This is a genomic window from Haemophilus influenzae (genome assembly GCF_003494325.1).
In the GTDB taxonomy this organism is placed as follows: domain Bacteria; phylum Pseudomonadota; class Gammaproteobacteria; order Enterobacterales; family Pasteurellaceae; genus Haemophilus; species Haemophilus influenzae_I.
In genome coordinates this window covers 341,461-358,999 of record NZ_QQIK01000002.1, presented here as the reverse complement: position 1 = coordinate 358,999, position 17,539 = coordinate 341,461, and the positions used below count along the sequence as shown (strand labels likewise).

Sequence of the window (17,539 nt, the reverse complement as noted above, 5' to 3'; positions counted from 1 at the left end):
TTACAAATAATATCCCGCCATTGAGCTATATACCGCATTTTCACTTTGCAGCACTTGATATTTTGCATTCAAAATCGCAAGTTGTGATGATTTTTCCGTATTGGCTGCAACTAACCATTCGCGCAATTCGGATACGCCTGCATTATAGCGATTTCGATAATATTGCGTGATACGCTGATTGTAACTATGGGTTTGCTGTAAATTACTTAATGTACTTTGCGCTTGGGTAAAGGCAAAGTAGTTGGTATCCACATTATTGAGAGCTGTGGTAATACGTTGTTCGTAATTTAAACGAGCTGTTTCATAGTCAGCTTCAGAAATTTTAACGTTCCATTTTACGGTGTTCCAATTTAAGAACGGTAGGCTAATTCCTACTGTGCCAGCAGCCACAGGGTTATGTAACGCCGTGCCAACCGTGCTTGCTGTTGAAGATAGACTTCCACCTAAATTAACTTCAGGGAACCAACTTTTTTGAGTTGCTTTGGCATTTTTGAATGCACTACTTAAACGGAATTGTGCAGCTTTTACATCAGGACGATTTGCAATTACAGACACAGGCACGTTTAAGTTTACGCCTGCCGTTTTCACATTCATAATATGTGGGAACGTGATATTTAATGCTTCATTTGGTTTTAGGTTGAGAAGATTACGCAGTGTTTGTTCTGCTGTTTTGCGTTGGGTTTCAAAATTTAATTTGTTATTACGCGCCGTTAATATGGCTTGTTGTGCTTGATCAACGCTGGCTGCATCAGCCACGCCTTGCGCTAAACGCGTTTGCATAATATTGCCAATATCCGTGTAATATTTGATCGTTTCGTTGGTTGTGCTAATTGCATCATTTAAATAAGCAATTTGATAATAAGTTGTTACTACAGAATTGATTAATGATAAACGAGCCGATTCCATATCTTCTGCAGTTGCTTTGTGCGACCATTCCGCCGCATCAACAGTATTGGCCAAACGTTGCCACAGATCTAATGTATAGCTCACATTTAAAGAACCTTTGTGTGAAATGGCAGAGTTTGTACTGATATCAACTCGGCGTTGTGCTGCTGATGAAGTTGAACCATTAAATGCAGGCACTAAATTTGCGCCCACTAAATTTGCACTGTAAAGCGCACGGTTTACCGCCACGGCTGCTTTAGCTAAATCTTTGTTGTTTATTAATGCTTGTTCTACTACGCGATTTAATTGCGCATCATCATATAACGACCACCAATTTTCTTTTACATTATATTGCTTGGTAATTTCTTCATATTGCTTGTAATCTTCAAGGCTTGCTTGATAAGAATCGCCAATATTGGCACATCCCACTAATGCACTAGACATCAACAAAGCAAGCGTGATATTTTTCATTTTAAACATTGAATTTTCCTTTCTACGAACTAAAAAGTGCGGATGATTTTAACCGCACTTTTTTATTTATAAAATAAATATTGTGACTTTTATTTATAATGAATGTTTGTTCAGAGGCAAGTATTTTAAAGTTAAATATTGGAATTTGCACGAAAAAATTTGTATTTCCTTTACATCAATTTATTTAACGTAAAGTCACGCTTCTTTTTTGTTTTATCCTAGGAGGATATAATATGTTTTATTACAATTCTGCAAGCAAGCAAGCAAGCAAGCAAGCAAGCAAGCAAGCAAGCAAGCAAGCAAGCAAGCAAGCAAGCAAGCAAGCAAGCAAGCAAGCAACGTTAATCTTTTCTTTTCATCTGTCAAGCTAACCACGACATCTTAGCTTATCAGCAGTTTGCTGATCTCTTCTCAAGCCTTTGCGGCGAGTAACAATTCAATTAGTACGAATTACGGCATTAAAGAGCTTGGGGCGTATAGCCTGATCATTGGTAATTTAAAGGATAATACAATTAATAGTAAAATTTCCAATCAGGCTTTAACGAGTTAAATGGCAAATTAGGGAAATTAGACAGCAAATTAGAACGTGGTTTAGCGGCGGCTAACGCCCTTTCTGGTTTAGTGTTACCTCAAGTCGTTGGAAAAGCGAGTTTTTCTGCAGCGGTGGGCGGTTATGGCATCCGCTGCGGTGGCAATTGGTGTCGGCTACACACCAAGCAAATATCACGTTAAAAAGCGGTATCAATTATTCTTTTCTTAAACACCTGATTTTTTCCTAACTTCGCAAAATAGATTCAATATAAAATTTTTCATTTTAAATTTCCTTTTTTGAGTGTAAAAATAGCTACCTTAGTTTATTAAAGGAAGTGGGTTTCATTTCTTACATAAGTTTTAAAGGAGTTAAAATGAATGTTATTTCTGATCTTGAGCTTCAGCAAATTCGCACTCAAATGCTGACATTTGCACAATTGCAAGTAAATCAAGCTGATCTTGCCGAAGATTTAGTACAAGAAGCCTTTTTAAGTGCATTCAAAAATCTTGATAATTTTAAGCATCAATCTGCATTTAAAACTTGGATTTTTGCGATTCTTAAAAATAAGATTATTGATTATTTACGTCAGAAAGGGCGGTTTGTTTTAGAAAGTGAACTTGAAGATGAAAATACCAATAATTCATTTTTTGATGAAAAGGGGCATTGGAAACCAGAATATTACCCGAGTGAATTACAAGGCGAAGAAGAAACTGTGTATTCCGATGAATTTTGGCTGATTTTTGAAACTTGTTTGACTTGTTTACCCGCCAAACAGGCAAAAGTTTTTATGATGCGAGAATTTTTAGATCTTTCATCTGAAGAAATTTGTCAAGAAACGCATTTAACTTCGTCTAATTTACATACCACCCTTTATCGGGCTCGTTTACAGTTGCAAAACTGTCTTTCAAAAAAACTTTAGGAGAAAATTATGCGTTGTCGCCAAGCCACTCGAATGATTTCCGAATCGCACGAACGTTCATTAGATATACAAGAAAAAGTAGGGCTAAAAGTGCATTTAGCTATGTGCTCGCGTTGTCGTCGTTTTCAAAGAAATTGCAAAACCTTAAGTATGATGATGAAGAAATTTAAAGATTCACATTAAGAGTGATGAAAGTATTAAAAAATCCGCTATTTTGACCGCACTTTATAGCGGTATTTCTAACTTATCCATACGGCATTTTGTAATCTCAAAGGTTTTATTTCTTCAGCTTCGCCAATAAACTCACTGCGCCCACAATTATAACTGCACCGAGCCAAAAATAGAGGTTAGGCGTATGATGCCAAAAGAGCCAGTCGAAAACGCTAGAGAAAACCACGCCAGTGAAAGCAAAAGGAGTAATGATATTGGCGGGTGCGTATTTAAAAGCGCGCGTGAGTAATAATTGGAAAATCAATCCGAAACCGCCCACCAATAGTAATAAGCCAAGCTCGTATAAATTAGGGATTTTCCATTGGTTAATAAAGAAGACTGGTAACATGAACGTACCAATCAGATGAAAATAAAATACGATATTTTTTGGTGTGTTGTATTTGTTTAATTCTTGTAAGCCAATAAATGCCATTCCCGCTAATACAGCACCAGATAATCCAATCAGCACATAAATAGGATCAACATTGCCATTGTGATTGGTGAGTAAAATAATGGAAACGCCAAGAAAACCGATTAAGCTACATAAAAGCACATTAAGCGGTGTTTTTTGATGGAAAAAAAGCAATAAAATCGGGATAAATAGGGCAGAGGTATTCATCAATAAGACAGCGATGGAAAGCGGTAAGAACTTCACGACATAAAAGTTAATCAACATATTCGATACACCCGCGGCATTACGCAGGATTAAAAATTTCCATTGACGAGTATCCACTTTAAAATCGCGATCTTTAATCACAAAAGGAAGTAAGAAAAGCAAGCCGATTAAAAAGCGTGAAAATAAGGTTTCACTTGCAGGGATTGTTTGAGAAGCCGTTTTGACAAATACATTCATCAAGGTAATGGAAAAGTACGCTGATACCATAAAACTAATCGCTTTGTGATAAAGTGAAGGAATGGAATGTGATTGCATATAGATTTTTACCTTAGAAAAGAGGGGGAGATTGGGCATCTTAACGCTTTATTATTGGTTATAACAATGGATTTTAATCAATTTCTTTAAAAATTTTGCAAAAATCTGTAAGAAATCGAATTATCCGCCGTCTAACCTTATGTAACGTTAATTTTTACATCATAAGGAAAAGCAATGAAACTATCAAAAACATTTCTATTTATTACCGCACTTTGCTGTGCAGCACCAACTTTAGCAATACAAAATTCAACATCATCATCTGGAGAACAAAAAATGGCAATGGAAAATACACAAAACATTCGAGAAATTTATCTTGCTGGTGGCTGTTTTTGGGGTATGGAAGCATATATGGAGCGTATTCACGGTGTGAAAGATGCGATTTCTGGCTATGCCAATGGTAATACGGGGAAAACCAGTTATCATATGATTGGGCTAACCGATCACGCAGAAACGGTAAAAGTCACTTACGATGCAAACCAAATTTCGTTAGATAAATTGCTTAAATATTATTTTAAAGTGATTGATCCAACGAGTGTAAACAAACAAGGTAACGACCGTGGCAGACAATATCGCACAGGGATTTATTATCAAGATGGGGCAGATAAAGCAGTGATCGAACAAGCTCTCGCCCAGCTTCAAACCAAATATAAAAAACCAGTGCAAGTTGAGGTACAACCGATTAAAAATTACATCGTAGCGGAAGAATATCATCAAGATTATTTGAAGAAAAATCCAAATGGTTATTGCCATATTGATATTACCAAAGCAGATGAACCTGTGATTGATGAAAAAGATTATCCGAAACCGAGTGATGCAGAACTTAAAGCGAAATTGACACCGTTGCAATATTCCGTTACTCAAAATAAACATACTGAACGCTCTTTTAGTAACGAATATTGGGATAACTTCCAACCCGGTATTTATGTTGATGTCACTACAGGCGAGCCTGTTTTCTCTTCAAATGATAAATTTGAATCAGGTTGTGGCTGGCCAAGTTTTACGAAACCGATCATTAAAGATGTGGTGCATTATGAAACCGACAATAGCTTCAATATGCAACGTACCGAAGTGTTAAGTCGTGCGGGCAATGCCCATTTAGGACACGTTTTTGACGACGGCCCGAAAGATAAAGGCGGTTTGCGTTATTGCATTAACAGTGCATCAATTAAATTTATTCCGTTAGCTGAAATGGAAAAGGCAGGATACGGATATTTGATTCAATCCATTAAAAAATAAGGAGATGTAGGATGTTAGATCAGCAACTCCTTATTGGAACTGTATTTTTAGCTGGGCTTGCTTCTTTTCTTTCGCCTTGTATTTTCCCGATTATTCCAATTTATTTTGGTATTTTGAGTAAAGGCGGTAAAAAAGTCCTAAATACTTTTTTATTTATTTTAGGGCTTTCCCTTACATTTGTCAGTTTAGGCTTTAGTTTTGGCTTTTTAGGGAATATTTTATTTAGCAATACCACACGTATTATTGCAGGGATTATTGTTATTATTTTAGGTATTCATCAACTTGGCATTTTCAAAATTGGTTTGTTGGAACGCACGAAATTGGTGGAAATAAAAACATCAGGAAAATCAACCGCACTTGAGGCATTTGTCCTTGGTTTAACCTTTAGTCTTGGTTGGACGCCTTGTATTGGCCCGATTCTGGCTTCCGTGTTAGCTTTATCAGGCGATGAAGGCTCTGCACTTTACGGTGCATCAATGATGTTTGTTTATGTCTTAGGGCTTGCGACCCCGTTTGTACTGTTTTCGTTCTTATCTGACAGCTTGCTCAAACGTGCCAAAGGGTTAAATAAACACTTAGACAAATTTAAAATCGGTGGCGGAATTTTAATTATCGTGATGGGTATTTTATTAATTACGAATAATTTTTCGTAAAACATAACCTCAACAAAAGAAATTTATAAAAGGAAAAAAGCAATGAAAAAACTACTATCAATATTTCTAATGGCATTCAGCCTAAACGCTTTCGCACAAACTAATTTGGCGGATGTGCAACTCAAAGATTTAAATAATCAGCCAGTTACTTTAAGCCAATATAAAGGCAAACCTGTGTATGTAAAAATGTGGGCATCTTGGTGTCCGATTTGCTTGGCTGGATTAGCTGAAATTGATGATTTAAGTGCGGAAAAAGATCGTAATTTTGAAGTGATTACCATCGTTTCGCCCGATCACAAAGGCGAAAAAGACACCGCTGATTTTATTGAGTGGTACAAGGGATTGGAATATAAAAATATCACGGTGCTTTTAGATGAAAAAGGCGAAATCATTGATAAAGCAAGAGTGCGAGGCTATCCGTTCAATCTCTTTTTAGATAGTGATTTAAACCTGAAAAAAACCGTACCAGGACATTTAGGTGCAGAGCAAATTCGAGTGTTTGCTGAAAAATAACGATGACAAGCGGCTTATTTTTAAGCCGCTTTTTATATTCCATTTTTACAGAGTAAAGAGACAAAGTATCTAAGATTGGCATTTGAACATTGAGCATTGGTAGATTGATAAAAAACTATATTATAAGCGGTATGATTTTATTGCTTGTATAATAGTTTTTTATTTTTACGTTATCGTTACTTTTTCCAAATAACGTGAAATTCGCGATCTTCTTCTCGGTGAGAAATTAAGAATTTAGCAAAGACATCATCCATTTCATCTTGTTCATTGACTAAGCCCACCCACACTTCAGCGTATTCTTCTGGGTCAATTAGTACACCAATTTCTTCTTCCCAATCATCGGCGGTTTCAACAAATTCCACACCACCGCGTTCTTCAAATTGTAGGTTGAATAAAAGAATATCAGCAGGATCTAAATTTTCTCCAGCCATTTCTAAGAAAATATCGTAAGCAATATCAATGGCTGTATCGGGATCAAGTTTTTTAATTTCTGTTGTCATAATGTTTTGTCGTAAAGGTTATGGTTAATAAAAGTGCGGTTAAATTTTTTCTCTTTTGAAGCGTTTTATTCCATATTGGTTGGAAGTTTAATTTCTCGAATATTCATCGAAAAACCGTCAATCATCAATAAGCGTCCACACAAATTCTTACCGATTTTTAACCGCACTTTAATTGCTTCTAAGGCTTGAATGCAGCCCACAATGCCGACGATTGGTGCAAGCACGCCAGCCTCCACACAGCTTAATACATTTTGTCCGAATAATTTACTGAGATCACGATAAGTGGGCGTATTTGGTTCATAAGTGAAAACGGAAACCTGACCTTCCATCCGAATTGCGGCACCAGAAATAAGAGGAATTTTTGCATGATTACATTGGCGATCCAATTGATTACGGATTTCCACATTGTCTGTACAATCTAAAACAATATCAAAGTGCGGAATGATTTCAGCCAGTTTTTCTTCGTCTAACTTCGCATTAATCGTCTCTATGTTTATATGTGGATTGATTTGCTTGAGTGCAATTTTAGCTGACTCCACTTTGGGCATATTCAAGCGAGCATCGCAATGCAAGACTTGTCGTTGAAGATTAGAAAGCGAAACTGTATCGAAATCTAACAGAGTTAAATTTCCAACACCTGCTGCTGCGAGATATTGGCTGGCTGCACATCCTAAGCCACCAAGCCCAACGATCAGCATTTTGCTTGCTTTAAGTTTTTCTTGCCCGTCAAAATCTATACTTTTAAGAATAATTTGACGGTTATAACGCAATTCTTCTTCGTGACTAAGTTCGATCATTTTTTATCCTAATAAATGATTGAAAGGCTCAATCGTCACCGTTTCACCGGCAGAGACATTGCCACGTTCTTGTTCTAAAACGATAAAACAGTTGCTTTTTACAAAAGCGCTAAAGAGATGAGAGCCTTGGAATCCCACAGGTTGCACTTCAATTTGGCCTTGTTCATTGATGTAATAAAAACCTCGTTGGAAATCTAAACGTCCAGGTGCTTTTTTCAAATTCATTGTGGCAATGGCTGAAAAGTGCGGTGGTTTTTTCCATTGTTTTTGGCCTTGCAGTTTAGCAATGAGTGGCTGTACAAGTTGATAAAATGTCACTAATGCGGAAACAGGATTGCCGGGTAAACCACAGAACCAAGCATTTTCTAATTTACCAAAAGCGAATGGTTTGCCTGGTTTGATTGCAATTTTCCAGAAATTTACTTTGCCTACTTTTTCCAATACTGCTTTAGTGAAATCCGCTTCACCAACGGAAACACCGCCACTAGTAATCACTAAATCGGCTTGGCTTTGTGCGACAATAAATGCTTTTTCAAATTCAGCTTCGTTATCAGGTAATAGTCCTAAATCAATGACTTCACAGTGTAGTTTTTCGAGTAATAATTTTACGGTGAAACGGTTAGTGTCATAGATTTGCCCGCTTTGTAATGGTTTGCCGACTTCGACAAGTTCATCGCCAGTTGAGAGTACACCGACTTTTAATTGACGATAGCATTTTACTTCTGCAATGCCTAGAGAGGCTAATAATGGCAAGGAAACAGGGGTGAGCGGTGCACCTTGTTCTAATACGACATCGCCTTTCTTTACATCTTCACCAATACGACGGATGTTTTGATTTGGTTTAGGCAATTCACTAAAAGTAATGGTGCCGTCTTCATTGAGTGTTACTTGCTCTTGCATTATCACTGCATCTGTGCCTTCAGGAATCATCGCACCAGTCATAATTCTGACCGCACTTTTTGATGGCCATTCTTCTTGGAATGGATTACCTGCAAAAGATTTCCCTGCCACTGAAAGGGTTAAAGATTGTTGTAAATCCGATAAACGTACAGCATAACCATCCATTGCTGAGTTATCGAAAGAGGGAACATTGATAGGCGAAACAATATCTTCTGCACAAATTCGATTGGCGGTTTCTTGTAAATTTAGGTATTCAGTTTGAGTCGGGAAGGGAATCTGTTCAAGCATTTTCGAGCGAGCTTGATCCAATGTAAGCATAGAAAATCCTTATTTGATAAAATTTGTCAGCTATTCTATATCTAAAGCCTAATTCATTCAAATTTGCAATTTTTCTCATTTTACCATCCTATTATCCTTTGCTAGAATAGCCGATTATTTTTTTAGGAAAGACTATTATGAGCAAAATTTCACTGGATGCACTGAATGTAAGAAATGCCTTGATTGAAAAAGGTATTGAGACACCCATGATTGATCCAACACAGGTTAAAAATGAACGTCGAGAAAGCATTGCAAAACACATGCATGAAGTAATGAAGCTGATTGGATTAGATTTGCGAGATGATAGTTTAGAAGAAACGCCAAATCGTTTAGCTAAAATGTTTATTGATGAGATTTTTAGTGGAATGGATTATGCGAATTTTCCAAAGATGACAAAAATCAAAAATCAAATGAAAGTCAGCGAAATGGTACAAGTGAATGACATTACGCTAACAAGCACTTGTGAACATCATTTTGTGACGATTGATGGTAAAGTTTGTGTGGCATACTATCCAAAAGATTGGGTGATTGGTCTTTCTAAAATTAATCGAATTGTCTCGTTTTTTGCGCAACGTCCACAGGTTCAAGAACGCTTAACTGAGCAACTTTTGACAGCATTTCAAACCATTCTTGAGACAGATGATGTTGCGGTATATGTGAAAGCGACCCATTTTTGCGTGAAAGCACGTGGTATTAGAGATACAAATAGTTATACTGTCACATCTGCTTATGGTGGCGTATTCTTAGAAGATAGAGATACTCGTAAAGAATTTTTAGCCACAGTTCAAAAATAGGAAATGATAAATTGTAATCCGCACGTAAAATGTGCGGATTTTTATTTCGGGAAATCAAATATGCTATGTGCCATTTATAAAAGTAAAAAGAAGTTAGGAAGTTACCTTTATGTTGCTAATAGAGAGGATTTTTCTTTAGTTCCCAGTGTTTTACTCGAACATTTTGGTAAACCAGAATTAGTGATGATGTTTAATCTGCTTGGGCGTAAAGCACTACACAATGTAGATTGTAATGAAGTATTGGAAACAATTAAACACCAAGGATTTTACTTACAAATAGCAAAACAAGATGATGGTTTATTTAATAGCTTGAGTGAGATCAAATAATTTGTCTATTTATAAGATAAAAAAAGTGAAAATTTGCGTTATCTCAAATTATTAAATAAAAAATTCCTTTAAAATCCACCGCACTTTTTAAAGGAGAAAAAAATGAGTAGCTTTTTTGTCGCAGGGACAGATACGAATGTGGGGAAAACAACAGCAGCGCGCGCAATGATTCAAGCCTTGCAAGGGCAGGGCGTGCAAGTTGTCGGCTATAAACCTATTGCTTGTTGTGGAGAAGAGAGTATTTATCCTATCGCACAATCAGAAAATACATCTGATTATGATCATTTCGTAAATGCTGATGTATTAACGCTGATGCATTCAACAAAAGAAAATGTGTCTTATCAGGATATTAATAGTTATACTTTTAGCCACTGTGCACCCATGCTCACGCAAGATAAAATGCGAATTAAATTAGATAAAATTAATTATGATTTAACGCGTTTGAATCAAACTTATCAATCTGTTGTGGTGGAAGGATCTTTTGGTTTAATGACACCAATGGCAGAAGGAAAAAGTTTTGCAGATTGGATTACTCAACGAAAAATGCCAGTAGTACTTGTAGTTGGAATTAAAGATGGTTGTGTAAATCACGCTTTATTGACGGTAAAGGTTATCCAACAATTGGGTGTGCCGTTATTAGGTTGGATAGCAAATCGAATTAATCCATTATTAAGCCATTATGCAGAAATTGTTGATTTACTTGTTGAACATATTGATGCGCCGCTTTTAGGTAAAATTCCTTATTTACATAAACCCGAAGAACAAGAATTAGGGCATTATTTAACGAATATAGATCGATTAATGTATATGCAAACAGAGTTCATAAAATAATAAAGTGCGGTTGAATTTTTTTAGTTTTGTATAAGGGCGAAATATCGCCCTTATTTTGTGTTTGAAAAGAAATATATTATTGTGATAATTAAGGTCTTACACCTAACATATGACAGATAGCATAAGTTAATTCACTACGATTTAATGTATAAAAGTGGAAGTCATTCACGCCTTCGCGAGATAAAATTTTTACCATATCCATTGCAACACTTGCTGCTACAAGATTACGTGTAGTTGGATCATCATCCAAACCATCATAGGCTTTAACTAACCACGCTGGAATTTTCACATTAGTGAATGATGCCATTTTTTGGAGTTGTTTAAAATTAGTAACAGGTAAAATACCGGGTACGATTTCAGTATCAATACCAATTGATGCACAACGATCACGAAAACGTAGGTAGTTTTCAATATCAAAGAAAAATTGTGTAATGACGTGGTTTGCACCTGCATCAATTTTACGTTTTAAATTAATTAAGTCTGCTTGTGCGGATTTTGCTTCTGGATGAACTTCAGGATAAGCGGCTACAGAAATATCAAAATCAGCGACAGAACGGAGTAATTCCACAAGATCTGACGCATAAAATGGTTTTTTCGCGTAACCGTTAGGTTCATCACCGCGTAACGCAACAATACGGCGAATACCACTATCCCAATAATCTCTCGCAATTTGTTTTAATTCTTCAGGTGTGGCATCAATTCCAGTTAAATGTGGTGCGGCTTCTAAGCCAGTTTCTTGTTTAATGGCTTTCACAATGCCGTGAGTGCGGTCACGTTCTCCCGAATTTGCGCCGTAAGTGACTGACACAAATTTAGGCTTTAATACTTTTAAACGATGAATTGAATCCCATAGAAGGGTTTCCATTTTTTCGTTTTTAGGTGGAAAAAATTCAAAGGAGACATTAATTTTTTTATTAAAATCTGCAATATGTTGATTTAATGTATCAATTTCTTTCGCGTAGCTCATAAGGCTTCCTTTAGGATTCTAAAATAGTATTTGTACAATAAAATAGGTTTTAATATGAGTCAATTTCAATTTATTCATTAAAAGTATGATTATTATTAATAATTCAATGAATGGATAATTATTGTTCAATAATAACTAATTTTTAGATCAACACATACTCAAAACTACCGCACTTTTGTTAGCAATGATTTATCCCATTTTACAACGAAAAAGAAAGTGCGGTAATTTTTTGTATATTTTTATAGAAAGATAAATGCGTGTTAAATAAATACAATAGATTTATTTTTTAGCGCAAAAAATTAGCATTTTATGAAAAAACGAGTATAATACGCCGACCCTGTAAATGTGCGAATTCCCATCGTACATTATTTTATCGAGATCGCACTCGAAGGGGTGATGATTAAGATTAATGGTTGTGTTCATAAGAACACTGGGTATCAAACTAATTTTTGGTAATTAATTAATGAAAACTTTTGTAGCAAAACCAGAAACGGTTAAACGCGACTGGTACGTAGTAGATGCGACAGGTAAAACTTTAGGTCGTTTAGCGACTGAATTAGCACGTCGTCTTCGTGGTAAACACAAGGCTGAGTACACTCCACACGTAGATACTGGTGATTACATCATCGTTATCAACGCAGACAAAGTGGCAGTAACTGGTCGTAAAGAAACAGATAAACTTTACTACTGGCACACTGGCTATGTAGGTGGTATTAAACAAGCGACTTTCAAAGAAATGATCGCTCGCCGTCCTGAAGCAGTGATTGAAATTGCGGTTAAAGGTATGTTGCCAAAAGGTCCATTAGGCCGTGCAATGTTCCGTAAATTAAAAGTGTATGCAGGTGCTGAACACCAACACGCTGCACAACAACCACAAGTATTAGATATTTAATCACGAGGTTTAGAAAATGGCAGAGAATCAAAACTACGGCACAGGCCGCCGCAAAAGCTCTTCAGCTCGTGTATTTATCAAACCGGGCAGTGGTAAAATCACCATCAACCAACGTGAATTAGATGTTTACTTTGGTCGCGAAACAGCGCGTATGGTAGTACGTCAGCCATTAGAGTTGGTTGAATTAACTGATAAATTAGACCTATACATCACTGTTAAAGGTGGTGGTATTTCTGGTCAAGCGGGTGCGATCCGTCACGGTATCACTCGTGCATTGATGGAATACGATGAAACATTACGCCCAGCACTTCGTGCAGCTGGTTTCGTTACTCGTGACGCACGTCGCGTTGAACGTAAAAAAGTGGGTTTACACAAAGCACGTCGTCGTCCACAATACTCAAAACGTTAATTTTTATTTTCGTTTCCAAAAGAAAAGCAGAGAGAAATCTCTGCTTTTTTATTATTTGAGTTACTCTAACTTATTGATTATAAAACAATAAAAAAGATTATATTGGCAAATGGGTAATGCTTTATGGTAAAATGTTGCCCCTTAAAAACCTAGAATATTTTTGGATCTTCGGAGGAATAAATGTCCAGCGCATCAAGTAAACGTTCAGTAATGACCCTTTTTTCAAATAAAGATGATATTTATTGCCATCAGGCCAAAATTGTTTTGGCAGAAAAAGGTGTGCTTTATGAAAACGCAGAAGTTGATTTGCAAGCTCTACCAGAAGATTTAATGGAATTAAATCCATACGGCACTGTGCCTACGTTGGTTGATCGTGATCTCGTATTATTTAATTCACGCATCATAATGGAATATCTTGATGAGCGTTTTCCACATCCTCCATTAATGCAAGTCTATCCTGTTTCTCGTGCTAAAGATCGACTTTTAATGTTACGTATTGAACAAGATTGGTATCCAACCCTTGCAAAAGCAGAAAATGGCACAGAAAAAGAAAAAACTTCAGCATTAAAACAGTTAAAAGAAGAACTATTAGGGATTGCACCAATTTTTCAACAGATGCCTTATTTTATGAATGAAGAATTTGGTTTGGTTGATTGCTATGTTGCACCATTATTATGGAAATTAAAACATTTAGGCGTGGAATTTACAGGCACAGGAAGTAAAGCGATTAAAGCTTATATGGAACGTGTGTTTACACGTGATTCTTTTTTGCAATCTGTAGGTGAAGCTGCACCAAAAAATTTAATGGATGATAAATAATGGAATATAAATCTTCTCCTAAACGCCCTTATTTATTACGTGCCTATTATGATTGGCTAGTAGATAATAGTTTTACGCCTTATTTAGTTGTTGATGCGACTTACTTAGGTGTGAATGTTCCTGTCGAATATGTAAAAGATGGACAGATTGTATTAAACTTGTCTGCCAGTGCTACGGGCAATTTACAACTTACAAATGATTTCATCCAGTTTAATGCACGTTTTAAAGGCGTCTCTCGTGAACTGTATATTCCAATGGGCGCAGCCCTTGCGATTTATGCTCGTGAGAATGGCGATGGCGTGATGTTTGAACCTGAGGAAATTTATGATGAACTTAACATTGAGCCAGATACTGAACAACCAACAGGTTTTTATGAAGCAGTAGATAAGCCTAAAAAACGAGAAGAAAAAAAGAAAACAAAATCAGTTTCCCATTTAAGAATTGTGGATTAAGAAAAAACGCGATGAAATTATCATCGCGTTTATTTTTATAAATTACCTTGTTTTGCAATAAAGTTGAGAATTTTTTCTTCAATGCCTTTTGTATCCAATCCTAAATCTGCCAATGCTTCTTGCTGTGTCGCTTGTGGAATAAAATAATCTGGCAAACCAAGTTGTAAAAGTGCGGTTGATTTTCCTAATGAATTTAGTACTTCCGCAACAGCAGATCCCGCTCCACCTTGAATTGCATTTTCTTCCAATGTGACCAAATAATCGTGAGTTTGTGCAAGCACATTAATCATTTCAATATCAATCGGTTTCACAAAACGCATATCGACAACCGTTGCATTGAGTTTTTCTGATAACTCTAAAGCGGATGGTAATAGAGTACCAAAATTTAAAATCGCAATTTTTTGACCTTTTCGAATTAAACGTGATTTACCAATAGGAAGCATTTCTAAAGGAGTAAGTTTTACACCAACGGCATTTCCGCGAGGGTAGCGCACTGCCACAGGTTTTCCACATTGATAACCTGTATAGAGCATTTGACGGCATTCATTTTCATCACTCGGCGTCATAATGATCATATTTGGAATGCAACGCATAAAGCTAATATCGAATGCACCTTGATGTGTAGCCCCATCTGCGCCAACTATCCCTGCTCGATCAATCGCAAATAGCACAGGGAGATTTTGAATGGCAACATCGTGAATTAATTGATCGTAAGCACGTTGTAAAAATGTCGAGTAAATTGCGACGACAGGTTTATATCCGCCAATTGCGAGTCCAGTGGCAAACGTGACGGCGTGCTGTTCTGCAATCGCTACGTCAAAATATTGTTTTGGGAAGCGTTGGGAAAATTCTACCATACCTGAACCCTCACGCATTGCAGGTGTGATGCCTATAATTTTGGCATCTTTTTCTGCCATTTCACATAGCCAATCGCCAAAAATTTTCGAATAAGTTGGTTTACTATTGTTTTTGGGCAATTCGCCACTGATTGGATCAAATTTAGGTACACCGTGGAAACCAATCGGATCTTTTTCTGCGGGGGCGTATCCTTTACCTTTTTTCGTTTTTATATGCAAAAATTGTGGGCCTTTCAGATTACGCATATTCGTAAGCATTGCCACTAATTCATCAATGTTATGCCCATCCACTGGGCCAATATAGTTAAAACCGAGTTCTTCAAATAATGTACTTTCTGGCGAAAACATTACACCTTTCATATGTTCTTCGGTTTTTTTCATAAAGTTTTTGATTGGAGGAACTTTATCAAGGATTTTTTTACTGCCATCACGAAGCGTAGAGTAAAGAGAGCCAGAGAAAATACGCGCAAGATGATTATTTAATGCGCCAACGTTTTCTGAAATAGACATTTCGTTATCATTTAAAATAACTAACATATCTGTATGCAATGCCCCTGCGTGATTTAATGCCTCAAATGCCATTCCCGCAGTAATTGCGCCATCACCGATGACACATACTGTTTTTCTACCTGCATTTTCTCGTTCTGCGGCAACGGCAATGCCTAATCCCGCACTAATAGACGTAGAGGAGTGACCAACACTTAATACATCAAATTCACTTTCTTCACGCCAAGGAAAAGGATGAATACCGTCTTTTTGGCGAATTGTGGACATTTGCTCTCGGCGACCCGTTAGGATTTTATGTGGATAAGCTTGATGTCCCACATCCCAAATTAACTGATCAAATGGCGTCTTATATACATAATGCAGCGCAACGGTTAGCTCTACAGTGCCTAAACCTGACGCTAAATGTCCGCTAGTTTGACTAACAGATTCTAAAAGATAAGCACGTAATTCTTGACAGAGTTGTGGTAGCTGATCTTTATTTAAAAGACGCAAATCTTCTGGAGAATTAATTAAAGATAAAAGAGGATAATTGTTCATATTATTAGTCATTTTAAAAACGTGATAAATTTTGACCGCACTTTTGTGAGTATTTAACTTTTTCTGGTAATAACGAATTCAGCTAATGCACGAAGTGCGGTTGTATCAAAAGGAATTTTTTCTAATTCAGACAAAGCACTTTGATATAGATCTTGCGCTTTTTGTTTTGCGCCACTTAATCCAAGTAATTTTGGATATGTACTTTTATCTAAATCAAGATCGGCGCCCACCTGTTTGCCAATTTCTGCACTATCGCCTTCAATATCTAAAATATCGTCTTGAACTTGAAAGGCTAAACCAATGGCTTTTGCATATTGTGTTAAGGATTGTTCTAACCTTTTGTCGGTAAAATGCGGAGAACAAATGAAACCTAATTTCAATGCGGCAATTAGCAATGCACCCGTTTTATTACGATGAATTAATTCTAATTCACTTAAACTAATTTGTTTATGCTCAGAAATAAGATCTAAACTTTGTCCTAAGCACATTCCTTGCACACCAGCGCCTTGCGCTAAAATTTGAATTAAAGCCAGTTTTTGTTCAGCAGAAATATTCGGTGTTTTGGTTAATATTTCAAATGCGAAACTTTGCAGCGCATCGCCCGCAAGAATAGCTGTAGCTTCATCAAATTGGATATGACAAGTAGGATGTCCACGACGTAGATTGTCATCATCCATTGCAGGTAAATCATCGTGAATTAAGGAATAGGCGTGAATGGCTTCAATGGCAGCGGCAGCGTAATCTAAGGTTTGTTTCTCTGCACCAAGCATTTGACCTGTTGCGTAAACTAAGAAAGGGCGAACTCGCTTACCGCCAAGTAATAATGCGTATTTCATCGCCTCAAGCAAAGGCGCATTATGACTTTCAATGCCCTCAAATTGAGCTTCTAAAAAGCGATTGATACGAGTTTGAACCTGTTGTAATTCTTCAGAAAAGTGACCCATTAAGCATTCCCTTTATAATCATTCCCTTTATAATCATTCAGTGGCGCGTCTTCTGTTTTTTGCAATAAGATCTGAATACGTTGTTCTGCTTGTTGTAAACGTTCTTGCCCTAACTTAGCGAGTTGCACACCTTGTTCAAATTCTTTTAACGCTTCTTCTAACGGCAGATCACCATTTTCTAAATGAGCAACAATATTTTCTAACTTCGCTAATGTTGTTTCAAAATCTTGTGAAGATGCGGGTTTACGCGCCATGGAATTATCCTTTTTCACGGTAAAAATTGTTTGCCATTGTACTGTATTTTACTTGAGTTGTTAAAAAATTATTTCAAGCTAGGA

At 36.7% G+C, this 17,539-nt stretch carries 22 protein-coding genes; 13 read left to right on the top strand and 9 right to left on the bottom strand.

Annotation, left to right across the window (positions count from 1 at the left end):
- Positions 1–1,365 (bottom strand): toxin/drug exporter TdeA, encoded by a 1,365-nt coding sequence (tdeA, locus tag DV356_RS04965; RefSeq protein WP_005650416.1) that lies wholly within the window; start codon positions 1,363–1,365, stop codon positions 1–3.
- Between the two features lie 224 nt (positions 1,366–1,589).
- Here tdeA and DV356_RS09850 point away from each other — a divergent pair, with 224 nt between their 5' ends.
- From DV356_RS09850 to DV356_RS04945, 3 genes are all read left to right on the top strand, one after another.
- Positions 1,590–1,727 (top strand): hypothetical protein, encoded by a 138-nt coding sequence (locus DV356_RS09850; protein WP_192882158.1) that lies wholly within the window; start codon positions 1,590–1,592, stop codon positions 1,725–1,727.
- Between the two features lie 534 nt (positions 1,728–2,261).
- Positions 2,262–2,807, top strand: a complete 546-nt coding sequence (locus tag DV356_RS04950) for a sigma-70 family RNA polymerase sigma factor (RefSeq protein ID WP_032826894.1) — start codon at positions 2,262–2,264, stop codon at positions 2,805–2,807.
- Between the two features lie 9 nt (positions 2,808–2,816).
- A complete protein-coding gene (locus DV356_RS04945; RefSeq protein WP_005650423.1) occupies positions 2,817–2,990 on the top strand; it encodes a zf-HC2 domain-containing protein in 174 nt (57 codons plus the stop codon).
- 94 nt (positions 2,991–3,084) lie between these two features.
- On the opposite strand, the gene DV356_RS04940 is transcribed toward DV356_RS04945, so the two are convergent.
- A complete protein-coding gene (locus tag DV356_RS04940; protein WP_005656592.1) occupies positions 3,085–3,948 on the bottom strand; it encodes a DMT family transporter in 864 nt (287 codons plus the stop codon).
- A gap of 174 nt (positions 3,949–4,122) precedes the next feature.
- Here DV356_RS04940 and msrAB point away from each other — a divergent pair, with 174 nt between their 5' ends.
- The 3 genes from msrAB to DV356_RS04925 are packed head-to-tail and all read left to right on the top strand — an operon-like array spanning position 4,123 to position 6,350.
- Positions 4,123–5,184 (top strand): bifunctional peptide-methionine (S)-S-oxide reductase MsrA/peptide-methionine (R)-S-oxide reductase MsrB, encoded by a 1,062-nt coding sequence (gene msrAB / locus DV356_RS04935; RefSeq protein ID WP_011962126.1) that lies wholly within the window; start codon positions 4,123–4,125, stop codon positions 5,182–5,184.
- An 11-nt stretch (positions 5,185–5,195) separates the two neighbouring features.
- Positions 5,196–5,837, top strand: coding sequence for a cytochrome c biogenesis protein CcdA (locus DV356_RS04930; RefSeq protein WP_021035258.1), 642 nt, complete (start codon positions 5,196–5,198; stop codon positions 5,835–5,837).
- A gap of 42 nt (positions 5,838–5,879) precedes the next feature.
- On the top strand, positions 5,880–6,350 hold the full coding sequence (locus DV356_RS04925) for a redoxin domain-containing protein (protein WP_005652758.1): 471 nt from the start codon (positions 5,880–5,882) through the stop codon (positions 6,348–6,350).
- Positions 6,351–6,526: 176 nt separating this feature from the next.
- Here DV356_RS04925 and DV356_RS04920 read toward each other — a convergent pair whose 3' ends face one another.
- The 3 genes from DV356_RS04920 to moeA all read right to left on the bottom strand — a co-directional run bounded on the left by DV356_RS04920 (position 6,527) and on the right by moeA (position 8,865).
- Positions 6,527–6,850, bottom strand: a complete 324-nt coding sequence (locus tag DV356_RS04920; protein ID WP_005628170.1) for an HI1450 family dsDNA-mimic protein — start codon at positions 6,848–6,850, stop codon at positions 6,527–6,529.
- 65 nt (positions 6,851–6,915) lie between these two features.
- Positions 6,916–7,647: a molybdopterin-synthase adenylyltransferase MoeB gene (gene moeB, locus DV356_RS04915; RefSeq protein WP_005652755.1), complete on the bottom strand. Its 732-nt coding sequence runs from the start codon at positions 7,645–7,647 to the stop codon at positions 6,916–6,918.
- Positions 7,648–7,650: 3 nt separating this feature from the next.
- Positions 7,651–8,865: a molybdopterin molybdotransferase MoeA gene (gene moeA / locus DV356_RS04910; RefSeq protein WP_005652753.1), complete on the bottom strand. Its 1,215-nt coding sequence runs from the start codon at positions 8,863–8,865 to the stop codon at positions 7,651–7,653.
- Positions 8,866–9,002: 137 nt separating this feature from the next.
- On the opposite strand from moeA, the gene folE reads away from it, so the two are divergent.
- The 3 genes from folE (at position 9,003) to bioD (ending at position 10,817) form a co-directional block, all read left to right on the top strand.
- Positions 9,003–9,659 (top strand): GTP cyclohydrolase I FolE, encoded by a 657-nt coding sequence (folE, locus tag DV356_RS04905; RefSeq protein ID WP_005652750.1) that lies wholly within the window; start codon positions 9,003–9,005, stop codon positions 9,657–9,659.
- A gap of 60 nt (positions 9,660–9,719) precedes the next feature.
- Complete coding sequence (locus DV356_RS04900; RefSeq protein ID WP_163470725.1) at positions 9,720–9,986, top strand: YcgL domain-containing protein; 267 nt, start codon at positions 9,720–9,722, stop codon at positions 9,984–9,986.
- Between the two features lie 102 nt (positions 9,987–10,088).
- A complete protein-coding gene (bioD, locus tag DV356_RS04895) occupies positions 10,089–10,817 on the top strand; it encodes a dethiobiotin synthase (RefSeq protein ID WP_116962325.1) in 729 nt (242 codons plus the stop codon).
- An 88-nt stretch (positions 10,818–10,905) separates the two neighbouring features.
- Here the strand turns inward: bioD and metF are convergent, their stop codons facing one another.
- On the bottom strand, positions 10,906–11,784 hold the full coding sequence (metF, locus tag DV356_RS04890; RefSeq protein WP_032823490.1) for a methylenetetrahydrofolate reductase: 879 nt from the start codon (positions 11,782–11,784) through the stop codon (positions 10,906–10,908).
- Between the two features lie 463 nt (positions 11,785–12,247).
- Between metF and rplM the strand changes: the two genes are divergently transcribed.
- The 4 genes from rplM to DV356_RS04870 all read left to right on the top strand — a co-directional run bounded on the left by rplM (position 12,248) and on the right by DV356_RS04870 (position 14,356).
- Positions 12,248–12,676, top strand: a complete 429-nt coding sequence (rplM, locus tag DV356_RS04885; protein ID WP_005628896.1) for a 50S ribosomal protein L13 — start codon at positions 12,248–12,250, stop codon at positions 12,674–12,676.
- 16 nt (positions 12,677–12,692) lie between these two features.
- Complete coding sequence (gene rpsI, locus DV356_RS04880) at positions 12,693–13,085, top strand: 30S ribosomal protein S9 (RefSeq protein WP_005631594.1); 393 nt, start codon at positions 12,693–12,695, stop codon at positions 13,083–13,085.
- A gap of 180 nt (positions 13,086–13,265) precedes the next feature.
- Complete coding sequence (sspA, locus tag DV356_RS04875; protein ID WP_011961962.1) at positions 13,266–13,904, top strand: stringent starvation protein SspA; 639 nt, start codon at positions 13,266–13,268, stop codon at positions 13,902–13,904.
- Positions 13,904–14,356 carry a ClpXP protease specificity-enhancing factor gene (locus DV356_RS04870; RefSeq protein ID WP_005650453.1) on the top strand — a complete coding sequence of 151 codons (453 nt, stop codon included), beginning with the start codon at positions 13,904–13,906 and terminating at the stop codon, positions 14,354–14,356. The genes sspA and DV356_RS04870 overlap by 1 nt, the downstream gene beginning before the upstream one ends.
- Positions 14,357–14,391: 35 nt before the next feature.
- Here the strand turns inward: DV356_RS04870 and dxs are convergent, their stop codons facing one another.
- The 3 genes from dxs to xseB are packed head-to-tail and all read right to left on the bottom strand — an operon-like array spanning position 14,392 to position 17,455.
- Positions 14,392–16,269, bottom strand: a complete 1,878-nt coding sequence (dxs, locus tag DV356_RS04865) for a 1-deoxy-D-xylulose-5-phosphate synthase (protein WP_118806612.1) — start codon at positions 16,267–16,269, stop codon at positions 14,392–14,394.
- A gap of 41 nt (positions 16,270–16,310) precedes the next feature.
- Positions 16,311–17,201: a (2E,6E)-farnesyl diphosphate synthase gene (ispA, locus tag DV356_RS04860; RefSeq protein WP_042593401.1), complete on the bottom strand. Its 891-nt coding sequence runs from the start codon at positions 17,199–17,201 to the stop codon at positions 16,311–16,313.
- A complete protein-coding gene (xseB, locus tag DV356_RS04855) occupies positions 17,201–17,455 on the bottom strand; it encodes an exodeoxyribonuclease VII small subunit (protein ID WP_105898004.1) in 255 nt (84 codons plus the stop codon). The genes ispA and xseB overlap by 1 nt, the downstream gene beginning before the upstream one ends.
- Positions 17,456–17,539: the final 84 nt, after the last annotated feature.

Bases quoted from the DNA above. Each gene is read 5' to 3' on its own strand.
- tdeA (WP_005650416.1), bottom strand. From the start codon at position 1,365: ATGTTTAAAATGAAAAATATCACGCTTGCTTTGTTGATGTCTAGTGCA.
- DV356_RS09850 (WP_192882158.1), top strand. From the start codon at position 1,590: ATGTTTTATTACAATTCTGCAAGCAAGCAAGCAAGCAAGCAAGCAAGC.
- DV356_RS04950 (WP_032826894.1), top strand. From the start codon at position 2,262: ATGAATGTTATTTCTGATCTTGAGCTTCAGCAAATTCGCACTCAAATG.
- DV356_RS04945 (WP_005650423.1), top strand. From the start codon at position 2,817: ATGCGTTGTCGCCAAGCCACTCGAATGATTTCCGAATCGCACGAACGT.
- DV356_RS04940 (WP_005656592.1), bottom strand. From the start codon at position 3,948: ATGCAATCACATTCCATTCCTTCACTTTATCACAAAGCGATTAGTTTT.
- msrAB (WP_011962126.1), top strand. From the start codon at position 4,123: ATGAAACTATCAAAAACATTTCTATTTATTACCGCACTTTGCTGTGCA.
- DV356_RS04930 (WP_021035258.1), top strand. From the start codon at position 5,196: ATGTTAGATCAGCAACTCCTTATTGGAACTGTATTTTTAGCTGGGCTT.
- DV356_RS04925 (WP_005652758.1), top strand. From the start codon at position 5,880: ATGAAAAAACTACTATCAATATTTCTAATGGCATTCAGCCTAAACGCT.
- DV356_RS04920 (WP_005628170.1), bottom strand. From the start codon at position 6,850: ATGACAACAGAAATTAAAAAACTTGATCCCGATACAGCCATTGATATT.
- moeB (WP_005652755.1), bottom strand. From the start codon at position 7,647: ATGATCGAACTTAGTCACGAAGAAGAATTGCGTTATAACCGTCAAATT.
- moeA (WP_005652753.1), bottom strand. From the start codon at position 8,865: ATGCTTACATTGGATCAAGCTCGCTCGAAAATGCTTGAACAGATTCCC.
- folE (WP_005652750.1), top strand. From the start codon at position 9,003: ATGAGCAAAATTTCACTGGATGCACTGAATGTAAGAAATGCCTTGATT.
- DV356_RS04900 (WP_163470725.1), top strand. From the start codon at position 9,720: ATGCTATGTGCCATTTATAAAAGTAAAAAGAAGTTAGGAAGTTACCTT.
- bioD (WP_116962325.1), top strand. From the start codon at position 10,089: ATGAGTAGCTTTTTTGTCGCAGGGACAGATACGAATGTGGGGAAAACA.
- metF (WP_032823490.1), bottom strand. From the start codon at position 11,784: ATGAGCTACGCGAAAGAAATTGATACATTAAATCAACATATTGCAGAT.
- rplM (WP_005628896.1), top strand. From the start codon at position 12,248: ATGAAAACTTTTGTAGCAAAACCAGAAACGGTTAAACGCGACTGGTAC.
- rpsI (WP_005631594.1), top strand. From the start codon at position 12,693: ATGGCAGAGAATCAAAACTACGGCACAGGCCGCCGCAAAAGCTCTTCA.
- sspA (WP_011961962.1), top strand. From the start codon at position 13,266: ATGTCCAGCGCATCAAGTAAACGTTCAGTAATGACCCTTTTTTCAAAT.
- DV356_RS04870 (WP_005650453.1), top strand. From the start codon at position 13,904: ATGGAATATAAATCTTCTCCTAAACGCCCTTATTTATTACGTGCCTAT.
- dxs (WP_118806612.1), bottom strand. From the start codon at position 16,269: ATGACTAATAATATGAACAATTATCCTCTTTTATCTTTAATTAATTCT.
- ispA (WP_042593401.1), bottom strand. From the start codon at position 17,201: ATGGGTCACTTTTCTGAAGAATTACAACAGGTTCAAACTCGTATCAAT.
- xseB (WP_105898004.1), bottom strand. From the start codon at position 17,455: ATGGCGCGTAAACCCGCATCTTCACAAGATTTTGAAACAACATTAGCG.